The organism is Brevibacillus centrosporus (genome assembly GCF_003710815.1).
GTDB lineage: Bacteria > Bacillota > Bacilli > Brevibacillales > Brevibacillaceae > Brevibacillus > Brevibacillus centrosporus.
The window spans coordinates 34,654-54,201 of sequence record NZ_RHHP01000008.1 but is presented as its reverse complement, the minus strand read 5'-3'; the positions used below and the strand labels follow the sequence as shown (position 1 = coordinate 54,201).

Genomic DNA, 19,548 nt, shown 5'->3' with positions numbered 1-19,548 from the left:
TTACGATTTTCAAACAACTTTTACGCAGAAAAGCTAATATAGAGATGAGTTTTTTGGAGTGGAAGGGCAGCCCAGCAGTTTATTTGTACCGAGCCTATTGGCGATACGAACTCGATGACTTAAGAGGACAGATGATACTTATCACATGCTTAGGAATTCTGGAGTTCATAAGCTTGTGTAAATGAGTGACGCACGAAAAAAAGAAAACCAATCGAATTAAAAGAAGGCCCCTCAAATACAAGAAAAAAGTTATCAGTAAATAAAATGTGAATTAGGGAGGATATGGATAGACTTCCTCGAAATACAGAAAGAGTCGGAAGGAGTGGGTCCAATGAACCATAGATGGCTGGTAGATCTGTATGAAATTTGCCAAAGAGATCCTTTTCAAAGAAAGATTCTTCTCGCAGATAGTCACAATCAGGCCGAACAATGGTTAGCTCGAGTAACAAGAGAATGCGGCCCACTGCTAGGAGTAGAAACGGAGACATTACAGTCACTTGTTGTAAAACGCACCAAGTTGGAGCTAATAAGTCGAGGATTTCAACTGTTAAATAGCGAGCAAACGTTTTGGATCGTGCAAAACTTGATGCTCAGTCTATCTAATCAAATGGAGGACTATATTCCTGGTGAAATGGTGACACCGGGTATCGTAAAAAGCTTCCATCAGGCAATAGAGGATCTTAGATTAGCGGGTATCCACTCATACGATCTTTCCCATAATCTTTTTGATAACGTCAAAAAAGGAATCTATATTATTGAACTGCTTAAAATGTATGAAGAATGGCTGAAGCAAAATCGTTGCACAGATTTTGCGGGATTATTGAACTATCTGCCGGAATCAAATGATGCTGTCCATCATGATCTCTTCATCATGCGGGATGTTGATAGGCTACCTCCAGTAAAGTTGGAAATGGTAAGGCGTATTGCAGGAAGCGAGTTAGTTGTGCTGAGACCGGCACCTCCTTTCCCAAGGTCTTTGGAAGACATGGACAGTCACCACATCCATTTATTTCGAGCTGCAGGTAACCTTGCCGAAATTCGTGAAGTATTCCGACGTATCTGTCATCAGCAAATTCCCTTTGACCAGACGGAGATCATTGTTTCCGATTATGCAGCTTATTATACAGCGATTTATACGTTAAGCCAGGTACTCGATATTCCCTGTACATTTTCCAAAGGGCTACCTGTCTCTTGCACGAAGACCGGGAAAGCGGCGCTTGTGTATCTCGAATGGCTGGAATCCAACTATGACGTGGATTGTCTTCTCAAGGGACTGCGACATGGTTATCTGTCCTTCCGTCACTTCGGTGAGTCAGTTACAACGTCTGATCTCATACGTGCATTGGAGAAAAGCGGAATCGGTTGGGGAAGAGAGCGGTATTTCATACTGAAAAACTCAACAGCACACACAGACGACGAGTTAACCGATGAAATGGATGAGTTATTAGGAAAAATAGTTACGGCTCTCTTTGAAAAACTTTCAGATTCACAGGATGAATCGTGGACTCCATTGACGATTCTTCATGCTTTGATTGATTTTCTCAAAAGGTGTAGCAATCTATTCAGTGAGATAGACAATAAAGTTCTTCATGCACTCCATGATCACGCACAACTACTGGAAATGGTATCTCCTCATTCTCTTTCAAATGAAAGTTCACTGCGGTATGTGAAAGAAATGGTGGAGAACATCCGTATCAATCATGAAGGACCTAGCTCTGGAAAACTACATATTTCTTCTCTTCAGGATGGTGGTCAATCGGGCAGGCATCACACTTTCATGATGGGCATGAGTAATAATGCATGGTCCACAGAACTTCGACAAGACCCTGTGCTATTAGATGAGGAACGTCGCCGTATTGGTGGCTTGTTGCTTTCTAATGAGGAAGCGGAGTATATCTATCGTGAACGTGCCGCGCGCCTTGGTATGATCTCGGGAACAGTGACATTTAGCTATACCAGCTATGATCCAACAGACCAAAAGGAAATGAGTCCAGCTTACGAACTCTTACAGGTCGCCCGGATCGTATCAGGTGATTTTCATATGGATATGACAGGACTCGAGCACGTCCTAGGAAAAACGATAGGCTACTTCTCCATTGGCAAACATGGGGGATATCTTTTGGATGGGACGGACCGTTGGCTGGATCGATTGACAGATAACGGGATTGTACAAAATGGTTATCCTTCTCTGCAACAGGCTTTTCGCTCTGTAGTTCGTTTAGAACGATCTAAATCACAGGTAGACAACAATTTATTATCTGAATACGAGGGAATAATTCAAACAGACGTCTTCTCTGTCAGTTATCGGAATAATCCAGAGGTGCATCTCAGTGTCACACAGTTAGAGCGATACGCCGAATGTCCCAAGAAGTTTTTCTTCTCTACCGTATTGAATGTCCGAATGAAAGATACTACGAGTTTCGACCGTACCCGTTGGTTGGATGCTGCAAGCAGGGGGAGATTGCTTCATCGCATCTTTTATCTCTATTTGGATGAGATGTCCGAGTCTACTCCTAGTGGTGTTTCACTTATCCATCATGAACACAGACTCCAGGAAATCACCGAGCAGACAATTAGAGAATACCAAACTCTCGTACCGCCACCTAGCCCCCATATTTTTCAGAAGGAATGTGAATCTATTCGCAGAGATGTAGCGATATTCTACCAGATGGAACAACAGCGCAACGGACGGCCACGTTATTTTGAGCTGGAGCTATCGAGAGAGGGCGAACCGATGGAAGTCAACTTAGGTAACGGTCTTGTGATCAGGATGAAGGGATTTGTTGATAGGGTGGATGAGCTCGGGCCACACACATACAAAATATACGATTACAAGACTGGAAGTCCTTCCAAGTTTGACGTGAATGAGTACTTCTCGCAGGGTACGCAGCTCCAGCATGCGATCTATGCAGTAGCGGTCGAGCAGTGGCTGCGAGAAACGGGAATCGACACAGAGGCACATGTGGTAGAGGCAGCGTATTACTTTCCAACAGAGCGAGGGAAGGCAGAAGAAGTTTCTCGTATTCAAAACCGGAGAACAGAACTATCTGAGTTGGTCGAGCATCTGTTGACATCTATAGAAACAGGAACGTATGTAGCGACTAAGGAGACAAAAAGGTGCACTTACTGTGATTACCGCAGCTTTTGCGGCAATGAATCGGAGCGAGCTAAGGAAAAATGGGATTTGGCAGAGAATGCCCCGCGACTTCACAGTTTGAAGGAGGTTGAGCGTTTTGCATGACGATCAGATAGCAAGAGAACGTATAGCAAATGCCCTAGACCAGACGTTTTTAGTAGAAGCGGGAGCGGGCTCCGGAAAGACGACATCATTGGTCGGAAGAATGATCGCTTTGATTGAGACTGGAAGTGCAGTGGCTGAGCAAATCGCAGCTATTACTTTTACACGAAAAGCAGCAGACGAACTGAAGAGTAGATTTAGATTAGAGCTGGAACGAAAGATTCGTACTGCACAAGAATCGCAACGCCAATTGCTGCAACAAGCGTTACAGGATATAGACCGTTGTTACATCGGAACGATTCATTCTTTTTGTGGCAGACTGTTGAGAGAAAGACCGATTGAAGCCAGACTTGATCCTATGTTCCGTGAATTAGAGGAAGAGGAAGTCGCACTGTTGCGTGATCAGTGTTGGGATGAATACTTGATGGGATTGATCGAAAGTGGTCAGGAGGCAAGTATAGCAGAGCTGTTGTCCCTTCAGGTAAACGTAGAAGATTTGCGTCAGGTTTACAGACGGATGTGCGAGTACACAGATGTTCAGATTGAGTCGATTCCCACTTCTAGACCGGATTTTGACCTGATCCGACTTTCACTGCCGCCAATGATGCAAGAAGCAAGTCGCTACATTCCGACCACGAAGCCGACTCAGGGATGGGATGCCTTGCAATCGCTGGTACGAGACGGGTCTCGGATGGTTGCTTTACACGGACTTCAAGACGATATGCGGGTTTTGCAGCTGGCGCTGTTATATGATCGGAAAGTCGATGCAACCTTAAACAGGTGGACAAACAAGGATATGGCTAAAGCGCTTAAAGCACAGTTTCAAGAGTGGCAAAACAGCGTTTTGTACCCGTTTCTACGCGCGTGGCGAGAATATTTGTATCCACAGTTAATCGATTTCGTACGACCAGCAGTTGAGTACGGTGCACGCAGGCGCAGAGAAATGGGTTTGCTTGATTTTCAGGATTTATTGATGCGAGCAACAGCTTTACTACGCGAACATACAGACGTGAGGCGATATTTCGCTGAAAGATATACGCGCCTGTTTGTCGATGAGTTCCAGGATACCGATCCGATACAGGCTGAGCTTATGTTTCTGCTGACAGGTGAGGATCCGAATGAATCAGATTGGCGACGTACCACACCAAAACCAGGCTCTCTTTTTGGTGTAGGCGATCCCAAGCAGTCTATTTACCGGTTCCGCCGCGCAGATATTTCTACCTACAATTGGGTAAAAAACAAAATCAGGTCATGCGGTGATGTACTTCAGCTTACGACAAACTTCCGCTCCGTTCATGCAATCGGTCAGTTTGTGAACGATGAATTTGCCAATCGGTTTCCCGAAAGTGAGACGGAGCATCAAGCAGGATTTGTAAGAATGGAGACAAAAAACGATAACCCGAAGAGCGAGGTCTTACATGGGGTTTACACGATCACTCATGCGAAGATGTCTGGGGGTAAGGCGGTAATTGCAGAGACAGATGCGGACCGAATAGCGCAATATATTGCTTGGGCTTGTGAGGGTCAACTCAAAATTCAGGAGAAGCAACCTGGAGTTGACGGAAACTATGTCCTGCGAGACGCATCTCCCGGTGATTTTCTGGTTCTTTTGAAACGTAGAGAGTTTCTCCACCTCTATGCAGAAAAATTGGAGGAGTATGGTGTCCCCTCTATCGCTACGGGAAGTACCACGATGTATGAGGAAATAGGCGCTCTTTCTTTACTGGCATGTAGCCTGAACGACTCAGGAGATCGAATAGCCCTGCTTGCGGTACTGAAGGGAATGTTTTTTTCCGTCAGCGATAATGAGCTATTCCACTACAAGATTGAAGGGTTTCCGATTTCCTATACCTATCTGCCGGATCCGGACGAGGTATCAGAGGTGGCATCGCCAGTATACGAGGCACTGGAAAAACTCAAGGAATATGCGCGTATTATCCGCGAGCTACCAGCGTTGTCTGCTTTGATTCACATCATGGAAGATCTGGGAATGATCCCACTAGCTGCCGTTCGACCGACCGGTAGGGCACGCGCAGGAACACTAATCAAGCTCTTGCATGTGTTACAAAAAGATAACCGTATCGTAACAAGCTGGCCTGAACTTTGCTCACGTCTGCTGCAGATGGCGGAGGAAGCGAAGATCGAAGGAGGGGATTTGTTTGCTGGTCAACAGGATGCTGTCCGTATTATGAACCTCCATAAAGCAAAAGGGCTTGAAGCCCCTGTGGTCCTTTTGGCTTGTCCATGTGGGGAATCCGACCATGATGCTACGGAGCACGTAGATCGATCAGATGATCCTGCTCGAGGCTATTTCAGTATTACGCGAAGAAAGCTATTTCAGGATGAAATGATTGCTCACCCGCCCGGCTGGATAGAGCTCACAGAAAAAGAGCGGCAGTACTTGAATGCAGAGAAGGAAAGGTTGCTGTACGTTGCGGCTACCCGTGCGAAGCAACTGATGATCATCAGTAGATACCCAGATCGACCAGCGATTGATCCCTGGAGTAGTTTTGAGAGTGGTATCCGGGAAGGGGTTGAGTTAGAGGTTCCTGAGGTGTCTCCCGTGTTGCGTTCTGATTACGAAGAGGTTCATGACGAGGCAGTAGATGAAGCGGTGAGCCGTGAATGGAGAAACCGACTGGCGCAGCCGACGTACAAGACGTCTTCCGTGACAGAATTAGCAAAAATCGGAGCGCAACAACCGCCTAGACCAGCTAAAGGCAGAGGAATGGCGTTTGGAAGCACTGTGCATCGTTGTGTTGAATTGCTTGGTTCGGGCAAAAAGTTAGATGAGCTAGAGTCGCAAATTCGGATGATTGGTGAAGAAGAAGGCATGGATGCCAACTTGATTCCAGATGTTCGGGAAATGCTGCAAGCGGTAGCGGAGCATCCTCTATGGAGACGTTCTCTAATGGCAAAACGTAGAATTCATGAGTTACCCTTGAGGACTGTTCGTACGGATGTAGGCGTAGAAGGTGCGACAGAGAAAATAGTATTGCTAAAGGGTGTTATCGACTACTTGTTTGAGGAAGAGGACGGATGGGTGATCGTTGATTTTAAGACGGATGTGTACGAGGATGGTCAACAGCAGGCATTTGTTGATTTCTATCGACCACAGGTTGAGGTGTATGCGGAAGAGCTAGAGCGGGCATTTGGTTTGCGTGTGAAAGAGATAGGACTGTATTTTTTGGATGGGAATGAGTATGTAATACTATAAAAGCAAGGATTGTCTCTAATTTGTTATAATTGCGGAGTAGACTAGCTTTCTTTTGTGGCAGGAAATGACCAAGTTCAATCGAAATATAGTTCTTTGGGTTCATTTTTATTTTGACTGATGATAAATGATCGGAGTAGACCGGATGTCAGATATTCAAGCGATACTTAGCTCTGAAATTGATGCGTCGAAAGCAAAACGCAATAAGATGATATTTATCGTAGCAAAAGATGTTTCACTAAATCAATTACGGGGAAGCATCGATCATATGAAAATTCCGATAGTAAACGTTGGTTTGTTATTATCTGAAAAAATAAGACAACTTCCACCCGAGAGACGACCTCTTGAAGTTGGAAAAGTACTTAGAACACTTGTCATACAAAAAAATAAAGATGAAATCTTTCTGGATCATATCGAGTATTTGTTTGATCGAGAATTAAAACAGAATCCCATTAGGCTCTTCGAAAACTTGAGTGGAAATAAGACCATTATTATCCGCTGGCCAGGTACATTTGAGAACGGTACTCTAAAATATGCTACACCTGAACATCACGAGTATTATCAGAGCGATAATTCGTACGAGAATTATGTAGTCGAAATTTAAAATAAAGGAGTCTCAGCACTATGAAGTATCGTGAGCTTGTTCAGTTTGAACCTATTCGATCTATTATTGAACTAAGAACAGCAGATGATAGCATCATTGATAATTATGTGGTATCGGATCGTATGGCTGATGTATTGAACGATATCATTATTGAACAATTACAATTTGATCGTCCTATTGATCATAAAGGCATTATGGTTGTCGGAAATTATGGAACAGGTAAATCCCACTTGATGAGTGTCATTGCTGCTATTGCCGAACATTCTGGTACAAGCGATCGATTGCAAAATCAGACAGTGGCTGCTAAAGCAAAAGAGATCGAAGGTAAGTTTAAGGTGTTGCGAATTGAATTTGATGGCATCGATATGCCATTCCGCGAAGTATTGTTTAGAGAAATGACAGCATACTTACAGAGCATCGGTGTTCATTATGAGATGCCTGAACTTTCTCAAGTACTTAGTAACAAGGATGAACTGGTAAAGCTGATGTCAGCCTTCCATGAAGTACATCCAGATCAAGGGTTTATTCTAATGATTGACGAGTTGTTGGATTACTTACGTAGCAGGAAAGAACAAGAACTCATGCTTGACCTTAACTTTTTACGAGCAATGGGCGAGATTACGCAGACAACACGGTTTCGTTTTATGACAGGTGTGCAAGAAATGCTGTTTGATAATCCGCGTTTTGCCTTTGTAGCAGAGCAATTAAGACGGGTCAAGGAGCGCACAGTCCAGGCCATCATTGCTCGAGAAGATATTGAATTTGTTGTTTCACAGCGACTTCTTAAGAAGAACGATAAGCAGAAAGCCTATATTCGTGAACATCTGCAAAAGTTCGCTCCATTGTATGACAAGTTAGGAGAACAGCTTGAAAAGCATGTTGAGTTGTTCCCTGTTCATCCAGCATATTTATCTGCATTTCAGAAAGTCAAGATTGCAGAGAAGCGAGTTGCTCTTACTACCATTAGTGATGAGATCGATAAACTTCTCGACCAAGATGTCCCTGAGGAAAGTCCTGGAGTTGTCTCATATGATAACTATTGGACATACATCCAATCGGATAGTACACTGCGTTCAGATCCAGATGTGCGAGAAGTGATGGAGAAAGCTGATGTATTGTTGGATCGGGTCGAATTTTCATTCCAAAAACCAACGTACAAACCAATGGCAAGGCGTATTGTTCAAGCGCTGTCTGTATTTCGCCTTACAACAGACGACCTTCGTGTTCGAATTGGGATGACACCTTTGGAAATGCGGGATCAGCTATTTTTGTTTGATAAGAATTGTGATATGGATGTGGAGTTTCTGGATGCAACGATTGAGTCCACACTGAAAGAGATATTAAAGTCTGTTAGCTATCAGTTTATATCTATGAACCAAGAAAATGGACAGTATTATCTTGATTTAGACAAGGACGTTCCCGTAGATGATCATATTGCTAGTAAAGCTGAAACACTAAGCGGAGAACAATTAGATCGTTATTATTTCCAAGTATTGGAGCGAGTGCTCGAGTGTTCTCCTACTACCTATGTAACCGGTTATCGTATTTGGCATCATGAGCTTGATTGGTACAACCATAAAGCAACTAGACCTGGCTATTTATTCTTTGGCGCACCAAACGAACGATCTACGGCACAGCCAGAACGGGATTTTTATATTTATTTTCTACAAACCTTTGATGTTCCTAAGTTTAAGGACGAGAAGAAGCTGGATGAAGTATTCTTTGTGCTGGATACCAAAGATCAAGCGCTGTATCACAATCTGAAGCTGTATGCTGGAGCTAAGGAAATGGCATCAACCGCTTCGACTGCTACGAAAAATTTGTATGAAGAGAAAGCGAGTTATTATATTAGAGAACTGATGACGTGGTTTAAATTAAACATGCCAACATCGTATAAAATGACTTATAAAGGTATTACGAAAAAGTTGGTAGATTGGAGCTTTGCTGCACCGGCACAAGCATCCGTTCGAGAAATTGTGGATACTGCGGCAGATGATTGCTTGAAAGAATGGTTCGAAGAGAAATACCCAGATTACCCAGTCTTTCGAACAGATAAGACCTGCATCAAATGGGATGTGATGAAAACCACCTATATCCCAGAAGCGTTGAGCTCAATTAATTCAGCAAATAGAACCAAAACAGCTAGAGCGCTGCTTGAAGGACTTGTGTTATTGGATGGCGATAAAATTAATGTCGAGAAATCGGGATATGCCGCGTGGTTATTGCGACTCATCAATGCCAAAGATCATAACCAGGTTGTCAATGCATCCGAAATCCTACACATTGATCGTATTGCAGGTGGAATGGAAGTTAAGAGAACGATAGAGTTCAAATTAGAGCCGGAACTCTTAGCTGTATTATTAGTGGCGCTCGTATACAGTGGAGATATTGTCATTACTATTAACGGTAGTACTTATGATTCGATGAAGCTGGATGAGTTAATTCGTCTGAAAGCGGAAGGGATCATGGAATTTAGTCACATTAAGAAACCTTCAGACTTACCGTTAGCAGAACTGCGAGCTTTGTTTGATCTTTTTAATATCAGTCATGGACTGCTTCAGCCTCAATCCCAAACTAACGGGGTTGCACAATTACAAGTGGAAGTTGATAAGTTGTTGAAAGAAATTGTTAAGCTTGAACAGGATATTAGATCTGGAATTCCAACATGGGATTTCCCCCTATTATCTGATACTGACATTAGAGATAATCAGCAGAAACTACGGAAGCTTAACGAGTTCCTACAAGGTTTGAATGTATATAACACGCCTGCTCGATTAAAGAATTTCAAGTACTCGATTCCTGATATTGACGCTATGCAGGAACATATTCTATTGGCTAAACAGTTAAGGAGTTGGGAGCAAAAGGCTGCCCAAGTAACGCAAAGGGCACAGTATATTGTAAACGCGCTTAATCACGTTCAAGTAAAGCATGAGTGGCATGTTGCAGCTGAAGCGGCGCTGGAAGACATCCTCCAGGCGCTAAAAGCAGGAGAGGATTGCCAGAAGGAAATTCAAGGCTTGCATAAACTCAAAGACAAATATGTCGAGTTGTATTACGCTATGCATAGTAGTGCGCGACTTGGTATTTCGGATGAGAATAAGAAGGATCAACTGCTGCAAGATGGAAGGTACGCAATGTTACGTCAACTCGCGAGCATATCTATCTTACCTTCAAGACAGTTAGAGGAATGGAAAGCAAAGCTTGAACAGCTTAAGTTCTGCTGGAACCTTAAGAGAGATGATTTGGAGCATGCTGTAATCTGTCCTCATTGCCGCTATCGCCCGAAGGATGAACCATACGTCCAACAAGTTAGTATTGCTAAATTAAATGAAGAACTTGAGGAGTTAACTACTTCATGGACGGATACTGTAATCAACACATTGAATGATGACGAGATTAAAGATAGTATTACTTTGCTTGGTAACGATCAAAGACAATTGCTCGATCAATTCGTAAAAGATGGAAAGTTCTCTTCACCTATTAATCTGAAATTAGTGCAGACATTGAAGGAATTATTCGAAGGCATTCATAAAGTCGAACTTTCCGCTGATCAATTATTCGAGATGGCTGGAAATGGGCACCCGTTGACAGTGGATGAGTTGCGAAATCGATTCGAGGCACTAGTGAGAGATTATGTAGGAACAGGGCAGGGCAATAGAGTAAGGATTTTGTTGCAGAAAGGTGATGAAGAGAATGGCTGATAAAGTAGAGCAACTTGAGTTCCAAAATGAAAATCAACCAGCCCAAGCAGGTCCTGTGACCTGCTTGGGAATGACTTTTGAAAATGATACGGCTCGCCGTGCATATTTTACAGAAGAATTGAAGAAAAAGCTACCGGAGCTTAGAAAAATAGAAGGATTTCCGATCGGTGAGGATGAGGATATATTGGCTTTGTCTGACCCGCCTTATTATACAGCATGTCCGAATCCTTGGATCACGGATTTCATTAGGGAATGGGAATCAAGTAAACCAGGCATCCACAACGATAATCTGTACCATAGAGAACCTTTTGTAGCTGACGTGAGCGAAGGGAAAAATGATCCTATTTACAATATGTATAGTTACCATACAAAAGTTCCTCATAAAGCGATTATGCGTTATATATTGCATTATACAAATCCAGGTGATATCGTCTTTGATGGTTTTTCCGGAACAGGAATGACTGGTGTGGCGGCAACTTTATGCGGGGATAAACAAACTGTAAAGGAGCTATTAGGTGAAGTCTATGATTCGGCAAAAGTTGGGCCAAGAATGGCAATACTTAATGATCTGTCTCCGACTGCTAGTTTTGTTTCATACAACTACAACAATCCAGTTAATGCTGATGAGTTCATGACAGAATTCAGAAAAATAATAGGCCTCGTCGAAGAAGAATTAGATTGGATGTTCAAAACAAAGGTTGATGGTATTGAACATCCTGTTAACTATGCTGTTTGGAGTGATGTGTTTGCTTGTCCATATTGTCAAGAGGAAATTGTATATTGGGATATAGCCATCGATGAGAAAAATAAGGAAATCAGGGATGATTTATTTTGCTCGAAATGCAATTCGAATGTTAATAAAAGAACGCTCGAAAGGGTACTAGAATCAACTTATGATGAAGTCTTAAATTCTGTAATCAAACAACCCAAACAAGTGCCAATTCTAATTAATTATGGCTCCGGAAAGGCAAAAAAAGATAAGAAACCAGATGCTTATGACGAAGAGCTACTTCTAAAGATAAAAGATCATAGCATACCTTATTGGATTCCTGAACAAGAATTACCTGATGGTGATAAGACTTCAGAACCTATTAGGCTTGGTATTACCCATGCACATCACTTTTATAGTAAAAGAAATTTGTATGTCATGGCTTCGTTCAATGAAAAAATACAAAAAAGCAAATATAAAAACCTCCACCTTAATATACTGAGAAGTAGTTTGACATATTCGAACAAAATGGTGAAGGTTAACATTCCCAGGCTTCTAGATAAAGGTGGGATATATGCTTTTGGGTTTGTTAGCGGAACTTTCTACATTCCAAGTATTCAAGGAGAGAGAAGTTTAATTGATGCAATTAAAAACAAGTCCAAATCAGTCCTAAAAAATCATCTTAAAACCGAAAAGCGTAGTTTTGTTATTTCTACTCAAAGTACGACTTATATAAATAATGCAACTGATAATTCTGTTGATTATATTTTTATCGATCCCCCCTTTGGAGCGAATTTGATGTACTCGGAATTAAACTATATTTGGGAATCATGGTTTAAAATTTTTACCAATACTGGGGATGAGGCGATTGTTAATAAATCGCAAAACAAAAATATAAATATGTATAAAGAATTGATGATAGATTGTTTTAAAGAAGCTTATCGATTATTAAAGCCTGGAAAATGGATGACGATCGAATTTAGCAATTCTCAAGCAAGTGTCTGGAATGCTATTCAGGAAGCTGTCAGTAGAGCGGGATTTATTGTTGCCAATGTTGCGGTACTAGACAAAAAACAAGGTAGTTTTAATGCCATCACTTCAACTACCGCGGTCAAACAGGATCTCGTAATTTCTGCTTATAAACCAGATGAGAATTTTATCATTGAGATTTCCAATCAAGAAGATGCCCAATCGGTTTGGACATTTTTGAAACAGCACTTAACAAAACTTCCAACTTTTTTGGGTTCGAAAGGAAGTGCATCTGTAATTATCGAAAGGACCCCAAGAGTACTTTTCGATAGAATGGTTGCTTACTATGTACAAGCAGGGCTTTCTGTTCCTATTTCTTCTTCAGAGTTCCAAGGTGAAATTGCACAACGATTCCCTATGCGAGATGGTATGGCATTCTTAGAATCACAAGTAGCAGAGTATGATAAAAAACGAATTTTAGTTAAGGAGTTCACCCAACTCAGTCTATTTGTCTCAGATGAAAACAGTGCTATTGATTGGCTCCGTCAGCAGTTACTAAAGAAGCCACAAACGCGGCAGGATCTGCATCCAAACTTCATGAAAGAAATTCAACATATTGCCAAACATGAAATATTACCGGAACTAGATGTTCTTCTTGAGCAAAATTTTCTGAAGTACGAAGGTGATGGAGAAGTGCCAAGTCAAATACACACATATTTAAGCACAGATTATAAGGACTTACGTAATTTGTCTAAAAATGATCCCGATTTGGTAGAAAAAGCGAAGGATCGTTGGTATGTTCCAGATCCGAACAAGCAAGCGGATTTGGAAAAGCTACGCGAGAAGTCGCTTTTGAGAGAATTTAATCAATATGTTGAGGGACTATCTAACAGCAAAAAGAGGATAAAGCAGTTTCGTACGGAAGCCATTCGTGTTGGGTTTTATAAGGCATGGAGTGAGAAAAACTATCAAACGATTGTCGAGATTGGAAATCGATTACCGGAAACTATATTACAAGAAGATGAGAAACTTCTTCGATACTTCGATAATGCACAAACGAAGCTTGGGCTGTAAGGAAGTGAAGATATTGATTCATTGGCGTCAAAAGGTGCTTGATTTATTTCAAGCACCTTTCTCCCATCTAACATTGGTTAGCGATCCGGATCAACTACTTGATGATGAAATTATCATCTCCAAAATAAAGGAACATGGGCTTGAAATTATAAAGTTTCAGGATCGGGCTTCTTTTCGCTTTGAATACGAAAGCCATTATAAGAAACCAGATCAAAGCATGAATCTCATCATTGTTAGCAATTCGGCAGACTTGGTAGACCTTCCATTTGATCTATGGAGCAGCGCTCAGAAAGTAGAGTTGCGGAAAAACAATTTGTTTCCCCAACTAGCAGTTAACGTTGTTCGCCAACTTGATACCCGAACATTGGATTTACTATCTGGAGTATCCATGGAAGGGAATTTATCTTACGAGCGAGCAACGATAGACCTTATATTAAGACATGTTTACGGATTAGCTTATGATTCTGTTCATTCTCTTACCGACTGTTTATTGCTAATCATGCGCTGGCATGAGCTTCGCTGTGATGTTCCAGAGGTTATTAAACAATATTTGGTTGAATATCTACAAAGTCGAAAAACAGATATTCCGGTTCAAGAGTGGATAACATCATATCACGCTTTTTGTCAATATCTACAGCAGGAATGGCATCGTTTCGTAGAAGAAGAATTTCCAAAATCGCATACTTTCTGGGATCCTAGTGTACGTTCCGCTCTAAGCTTGCTCTTCTTGGAAGGCGTACTGTTACCGGTTTCAATAAAACATGATTCTTTCCCTAATGTTTTCTCCTGGGGACTCTATTACGATAGTAAGATGCAGAAACAAGATACAGTGAAAGGGTTAGAGAAGCAGTTGGAGACTTTACTTTCTGCCGTCATAGATCGCCGTACTTGGATACAGATTGCACGGACTTATGGGAAGGCTAAATGTATCTCGTTAGAATTACAACTACAGGAAGACGACGGTTGCCTTTCAGTGGCGATGGAGAAAGAAATTGAAGCGCGTTTTGAACAGTGGTTGGTGGATCACTATGGAGCATTAGCAACGTTAACAGATCGAAATTCGCCGGTTATGGTACATAAAGCGGTTGAAGTGCTTCGACTAAAGGAGAAAGACAAGGTTGCACTGATTGTTTGCGATGGAATGAGTTTTGTACAATGGGCCCAAATTGAGCAAACATTGGCAGATGATTATCAATATGAGGTCTATGGTTCTTATGCTTGGATTCCTACACTAACCTCTGTATCTAGACAGTCTATTTTTTCTGGTGAAATACCGAGGTTCTTTTATGATTCCATTAATACAACCGCCAAAGAAGAAAAATCATGGAAGTCGACTTGGGAAAGAAATGGTGTTCCCTCTGGTTATGTTTCATACGAACGGGGATTAGGACAAGGAGTTTATGAACGCTCGAATATCGCTGCATTAACCAAGTCCAACACGAAAGTTGCTGGGCTTGTCGTCGATACAATTGACCAACTCACTCATCATACGATACAAGGTCAGTTAGGCTTGTATGCAGCAATTGGCGTCTGGTTAAAACAAGGATACTTGCATTCTCTACTTACAGATTTGTTAGACGCAGACTACGATGTATATCTTACCTCCGATCATGGCAATAAGGAAAGTAAAGGGGTGGGGCGAGCAAGTGATGGCACTTTGCCTGAAACTCGCGGGGAACGCGTAAGAGTATATCGAGATGTTGTCCTGAGGGATCAAGCTGCAGTACAATACTCGAGTAGGCAATGGTCGGGTACTGGTTTGCCTGATGATTATCACGTCCTCATCGCCCGATCCGGGGAAGCATTCGTTCGTGAAGGGGAGATTGTGGTTAGTCATGGTGGCACAAGTATTGAAGAGGTAATTGTTCCGTTTGTTCACATTCAAAAAAGATAGTGTAGGTGTACGATGAAAAAAGCAGTCGGTTTCGATCAAAAAATTCAGCTTCATCAGCTTGATTTTATCGCTAATGAAATATCTAGAATGTCATCTAGGGATGTATTATATCAGCAGGTTGATGAACAGCTCATGGCGGACATTGGTGGCGCTAAATCGCGTGCAAATGCACGTACGATTTTGTTTAAAATTTGGTTTTTAGTCCCGGATGAGCATATGGAACTTCGCGATCGAGCATTGGACATGTTTCAAAGAGCAACCCCGGAAGAGAAGCTTGTTCTTCATTGGGGCATGTGTCTTCTAGCATACCCTTTCTTCAAGGATACGATTGAGCAGCTTGGTTATTTGTTTCACTTGCAAGATGAAGTCACTAGCGAACAGATCGGTCGGAAGATGAAAGGGCTGTATGGTGAGCGGCGGCGGGTTGAGGTGTCTGTTAATGCAGTACTCAGTTCCATTCGTTCATGGGGTGTCCTTGAAATGGAGAAACGTAATACTCATACCATCGCGGTACAGATTAACGTATTTTCGACTGATATAAAGAAATGGCTAGTTCAAGTCATGCTTATCGTTACGGGCAAGTCTGTAATTGAACTGAATCACATTGCTGGAGAGCCATGTATTTTTCCTTTTGAATTGAGTGTATTGGAATCCGAACTTTCAGGTAATGAATTGGAAATTACTCGTCAAGGCGTTGGACGATTAATGGTTGGGCTTAAATAAACTCTGTTGCGCGCGCTGCGACAGAGTCTTTTTGCAAGGTGGGTGTAGAGTATGTTAACTAAAGGTGATATCGTACGTGGTCCACAGTTTCCAGAAACTGTGGAGATCAAACATTTAGAGAGGGTAGATGAGCATTTCGTTAGTCTTTCGGCGGTGGGTAGAGAATCTAATCAATATTACGAGTTGATGATCGAACTGCATGGTATTGAAAGGATTAAAAAGCTTAATGAAAACAGTGTATCAATTATAACAAACGCGAAAGAACTACAGCGGCATTTACAATATTATATCTTCTCGATGGATACCAAGTATTCTTCTAAAAGAGCTTTAGGAAATAGTAAATTGATTCCGCTTCCTCATCAAATTGAAGCAGTATATAGTCGTATGCTTCAAACTCCACAAGTTCGATTTTTACTTGCAGATGACCCAGGGGCGGGAAAAACGATTATGTCTGGTATGCTCATTAAAGAAATGAAGGCTCGTGATAGCATCCAAAGAGTGCTTATTCTCGTACCGCCACTTGTATTAAAGCAATGGCAAGAGGAGCTGAGTGAAAAGTTCGGAGAACAGTTCTTTATTATAAATCGTTCAACCGTTAGACAATATGTATCCAAAAATCCTTTTCTCGAGCATAACTACTGTCTGGCTTCTGTTTACTGGGCAGCACGAGAAGATGTAAAAAGTATGTTAAGCGAAGCAGATTTCGATCTTGTTATCGTGGATGAAGCACACAAGATGGCTGCATATACGCACGGTACAAGCAATAAAAAAACGTCCAAGACCAAGCTCTATCTGCTTGGTGAGCTTTTGTTGCGTCGCAGTGAACATTGTATCCTGCTTACAGCAACACCGCATAAGGGAGACATGGAAAATTTCCGTCACTTGATGAAACTAGTAGATGGGGATATATTCTCTAGTTTATCTGTCAATGAAACATTGAGAGAGAAAGCCAATCCTTTCATTATTCGAAGATTGAAAGAGAACCTAAAGAATTTTGACGGAACTCCTTTATTTCCAAAGCGTACTGTGAAAACGGTACAATACGAACTCTCCGAGCCAGAGCTTCAATTATATCGGGATGTAACGGAATATGTTCAGCATCATTTTAATAGGGCAATCAATTCGGGAAGCAACAGTACTGCGTTTGCCATGATGCTGCTTCAACGACGACTCAGTTCATCCATCGCCGCTATTGATTTGTCTTTAAGACGTCGTAGGAAACGGTTGCAAAACTTATTAGAGCTTACGATAATAGAGCGTAGGAAATTTATAGAGAAAACAAAAACAATGAATCTCGATGAGTATTCAGAAGAAGCACTAGATTTGCAAGAAAAGATAGAGCAACAGCTAGAACAATCTGTAGATCTAGTGGATCCCAAAGAGCTTCAAATTGAGATTGACCAACTTCACAGATTGATTAAACAGACAACCCATCTAAAAACAAATGCGATTGAACGGAAGTATGATGAGTTGGAGCAAACATTATTTGGACAAAACGGCTTGCTTAACCAAGGAGAGAAACTTCTTCTGTTTACGGAATCTGCAGATACGTTGGAGTATTTGGAAAAAAAGTTGTTGGAAAGACTTCCGAGGGTTGCGAAAATAGTGGGTAAATTTTCGATGGATGAGCGAAGAAAACAAGTGGAATTATTCCGTAATGAATGTCAAGTTATGGTTGCAACAGATGCTGGTGGTGAATCAATCAATCTGCAATTCTGCAATCAGATGATTAATTATGATATTCCGTGGAATCCCAATAGGCTAGAGCAATGCATGGGTAGAATTCATCGTATCGGTCAGAAAAATGACGTTGCTGTCTTTAATCTCGTTGCTACGAATACTCGTGAAGGCGATGTCATGATTCGCTTGCTGGATAAGATGGAACGCATGCGCAGTGACCTTGGCTCGGATCTTGTGTATGATTTTATTGGTGAAATATTTAACGGCGAACATCACGATCTACCTTCGCTTATGCAAGCCGCAATATTAGAACGCGAAAATTTAGATGACTTAATGGCATCAATGGAGAGAACGATATCGGAAGAACACAAGAGACTGTTAGAGTTTGTCAAACAAGAGCGATTGGCAGAAGATGTATTTGATTTGCCGAAAATGAGACGTGAGCAACACGATATGGCAATATCGAAATTGTCTCACCGCTGCTATGCAGAGTTTGCAGAACAGACATTAGTAAAGAACAACATTCGGATTTATTTATCTAATTACGACAAAGTAAAGCGGATCGATCGAATGCCTAAGCATGTAAGAGACTTTTGCAGAATTCACCATATTCCTTACAGCCAGATGAATGAGGCTATTCGTTTTACAGCATATTCTGAGTATTGTGATGAAAATGTAGCGCTTCTCTCTGATGATCACCCTTTATTTCGTCTGAGTATGCTATTTGCTCAGAAAGATCAGGAGAAATCGACAGTTCAGCGTTTTATGTTTTCTTATCCAATTCAAGAGCCTATCACCGTCGATGTCTATTTAGCCAGTGTAGTAGATGGAACAGGAAATGAATTGGATGGTGAAATCATTTGCATTGCGAAGAGAGAAGACGGTCTAATTATTAGGCTTGATAATTATTGGCTTTTTCATCAACACTTTATTGGAGAACCTATTACTTTGGATGTTAAAGAAGACGCGTCTATGAGGTCTGCTGCAATTCAAGAAACTATAGCAATTAGAGATCGGGCGAAGCTTAAACGTGAACATTACTTAAATCGCGTTCTTCTGTATCTCGATCAAACATTTATAAGACAGATGAATGAACTTATGGATCGAAGAGCGGAATATGAACAAAGTAATCTCGATAATCGCAACAGTGCATTAATTAATCAACTGGATGCAAACTTGATTGACATTGAATTACGCAAAGAAAACCGATTAGCTCAAGTTGAACGACAGAAGAACATTACAATGAGGCCGCCAAAGCTAATCATGCAATTAGAGGTTGTTCCTAAAGGAAATAAGGAAAGAGTTCTTTCCGTGGATTACAAAGAAATCGTAGAAGCTTACGAACGTCAACATGGTCGAATAAATGTAAAAATGTTCGCTCAATTAGCGAAATTTGATTTCTATAGCGAACGCTTCAATGGAGAGCCCCGTTATATTATTTTGACTGATAATAAGGATTTCTTTCCGTCGGAGGCTTATCTTGAGGATCTTTCAGATGTTGCTCAACATACATTTATATATTATATACAAGATAATATTGTAGTGAGTGAAAAGAAACTGCCGCCACGATTACTTGTATGATTTTGTAAAGGCATTACCTCCTATAGTATGGGTGTTTGTAACGAGAATCGTGAATAAAATATTGTGCGAACAAAAGTTCTCTGACAACCTGCTGTCAGAGAACTTTTGTCATAATAGGACTAACAGAACAGAAGACACCGGTGACAGGGGTAAATACGGTG

The 19,548-nt window shown here is 41.5% G+C and carries 8 protein-coding genes; all 8 read left to right on the top strand.

Annotated elements, in window-relative coordinates:
- The first annotated feature begins 331 nt into the window (after positions 1 to 331).
- The 8 genes from EDM55_RS09285 (at position 332) to EDM55_RS09250 (ending at position 19,387) form a co-directional block, all read left to right on the top strand.
- Complete coding sequence (locus EDM55_RS09285) at positions 332 to 3,241, top strand: PD-(D/E)XK nuclease family protein (protein WP_122960166.1); 2,910 nt, start codon at positions 332 to 334, stop codon at positions 3,239 to 3,241.
- Positions 3,234 to 6,455 carry a UvrD-helicase domain-containing protein gene (locus EDM55_RS09280; RefSeq protein WP_170184340.1) on the top strand — a complete coding sequence of 1,074 codons (3,222 nt, stop codon included), beginning with the start codon at positions 3,234 to 3,236 and terminating at the stop codon, positions 6,453 to 6,455. Before EDM55_RS09285 ends, EDM55_RS09280 begins: the two co-directional genes overlap by 8 nt.
- A gap of 142 nt (positions 6,456 to 6,597) precedes the next feature.
- On the top strand, positions 6,598 to 7,056 hold the full coding sequence (gene brxF / locus EDM55_RS09275) for a BREX-3 system P-loop-containing protein BrxF (protein ID WP_170184339.1): 459 nt from the start codon (positions 6,598 to 6,600) through the stop codon (positions 7,054 to 7,056).
- A gap of 20 nt (positions 7,057 to 7,076) precedes the next feature.
- A complete protein-coding gene (locus EDM55_RS09270) occupies positions 7,077 to 10,757 on the top strand; it encodes a DUF6079 family protein (RefSeq protein ID WP_122960163.1) in 3,681 nt (1,226 codons plus the stop codon).
- On the top strand, positions 10,750 to 13,509 hold the full coding sequence (locus EDM55_RS09265) for a DNA methyltransferase (protein WP_122960162.1): 2,760 nt from the start codon (positions 10,750 to 10,752) through the stop codon (positions 13,507 to 13,509). Before EDM55_RS09270 ends, EDM55_RS09265 begins: the two co-directional genes overlap by 8 nt.
- A gap of 13 nt (positions 13,510 to 13,522) precedes the next feature.
- Positions 13,523 to 15,403 (top strand): BREX-3 system phosphatase PglZ, encoded by a 1,881-nt coding sequence (gene pglZ / locus EDM55_RS09260; protein WP_170184338.1) that lies wholly within the window; start codon positions 13,523 to 13,525, stop codon positions 15,401 to 15,403.
- Between the two features lie 12 nt (positions 15,404 to 15,415).
- Complete coding sequence (locus EDM55_RS09255; protein ID WP_122960160.1) at positions 15,416 to 16,126, top strand: hypothetical protein; 711 nt, start codon at positions 15,416 to 15,418, stop codon at positions 16,124 to 16,126.
- A 51-nt stretch (positions 16,127 to 16,177) separates the two neighbouring features.
- Positions 16,178 to 19,387, top strand: a complete 3,210-nt coding sequence (locus EDM55_RS09250; protein ID WP_122960159.1) for a DEAD/DEAH box helicase — start codon at positions 16,178 to 16,180, stop codon at positions 19,385 to 19,387.
- Positions 19,388 to 19,548: the final 161 nt, after the last annotated feature.